This window comes from Cytophaga sp. FL35 (assembly GCF_014349235.1).
GTDB lineage: Bacteria > Bacteroidota > Bacteroidia > Flavobacteriales > Flavobacteriaceae > Euzebyella.
In genome coordinates, this window is sequence record NZ_JACSOH010000071.1 from 1 (window position 1) to 1,746 (window position 1,746).

Genomic DNA, 1,746 nt, shown 5'->3' on the forward strand with positions numbered 1-1,746 from the left:
ACCGTGTATTATATTTTCGATAAAAATCAGGTAATTGTAGTTGCCATGAAAGATAATCGGCAAAAGAAACCGAGCAAATAAAAGTTCAAAAAAACGATTAACAAAATGGTGGTGTAATCTCGAAGCTACAGATTTTCAAAATTTCAAGCTATCCTATTATCATATATTATTGAAAATCAATTTTATATGTCAGCAAAAATTCTTATCTGGCACTAATCAGTTGCATTTAGTTCTGTAAAATTGCATTGTTTTTTGTTACTACATCCGTTACGGACGATAGGACCCAGGTCAAGCATTACCGTCCGACCTTCCGGTAGGCAGGTAGACCTTGACCATGGTACAATCACCTGGCTTGCCTATGGCTATCATATCGCCATCATGGTTCTGTGCGATCCGCTTCGCTATGGTGAGCCCCATACCTGTGGATCGGTTTTCCCCGTCCGGATGCAGCCTCTTGAACATTTCAAAAATCCGAAGGTTGAACTTCGGGTCGAACCCGATGCCATTGTCCGTTATCACGATTTCACAATATTCGACATCATCCTCCAATGACGGTAGCCCAAAATTCGTCCCTTTATCTATCGAACAACCGATAGAGACCAAAGGTTGCCGATCTTTGTGCCTGTAGCGGATGCTGTTGTGCATTATATTATAGAAGAGCTGTTCCATCTGTACCGGCACGATAGGTAGGCAGCAGAGTTCGCCAAGTTGCAAAAATGGGTGCGTAATCCCGAACTCTTCCTGGATCCTGAACCTTACCCTTCCGATCAAGGCTTCCAGGTCATGGTGTTGGAAATTGTCCGTTCGGTAACCTATTTGGGAATATTCCAATAAATCGTTGACGATCCGTCTCATCCGGGTGGCGGCCTTCATTATGGAATCGAAATATTTCATTCCCCGAGGTGATAGGTTCCCAGACTCGCGCTCCTGTATCGAACTTGTCAATAACTGTATCTTACGAAGGGGCTCCTGTAGGTCGTGACTGGATATGTAGGTATATGTATCAAGCTGTTTCTCCTTTTGTCCGATCAAGTGTTTCTGGGTCTTCAAGGTCTTGATGGTATCCAAATGAAATGCTATCAGATTGGAGAACAGCGTGAACATATCTATTATCTTGGCGTTATTCAGCCGATTGGGCCTGATATCGAGTGCGCAAAGGGTACCGAAAAATTCCCCGTCCTTTCTTACTATGGGAACGGAAATATAGCTCTGAAAACCATATTGTAGCGGTATCGGATGGTCCCTGTAGACGGAATCCTCCTTAACATGGTCAATCACGACAATTTTGTCGGTCTTGCGTACTTGGTTGCAAAAGGTGGTACCGATTTCCAGTTCGTCCCCTACGGACAGTCCGAACGGAATCTTGTCCAATACGCCACATGTTATCCAATTCTCATCGGTGACCCTGGCGATGGCCGCGAACTGCAGACCGGTGGCACGGCATACGATGTCCAGTATCGTGGGTACTATCGAAAGGGACTGGACATCCTCGATATCCCTTTGAAACGTTGTTGTCAGCTCCATATTTGATCGTTAGGTCATTAATGTTGGTACGTAGCGCCTAAAATAGACCAATATTTCCAAATCGCAAGATTACCTAAAAGAATGTACCGGCCATTGTTTATGAAAGCTAAACGAACAGGGAACGGAAAGCGGAACTGTACCGGTCATGATAGGGGGCAATGGTCTACTTTTTAGGGGGTATGGACAATATGAACTTCATCCTTTTCCAAAAGAGCACGGCCG

Annotated in this window: 1 protein-coding gene; it reads right to left on the bottom strand. The window is 44.6% G+C overall.

Going from position 1 to position 1,746, the window contains the following annotated elements; translation table 11 throughout:
- Window positions 1-288: 288 nt before the first annotated feature.
- Complete coding sequence (locus tag BIZ36_RS20610) at window positions 289-1,524, bottom strand: sensor histidine kinase (RefSeq protein WP_187459742.1); 1,236 nt, start codon at window positions 1,522-1,524, stop codon at window positions 289-291.
- Window positions 1,525-1,746: the final 222 nt, after the last annotated feature.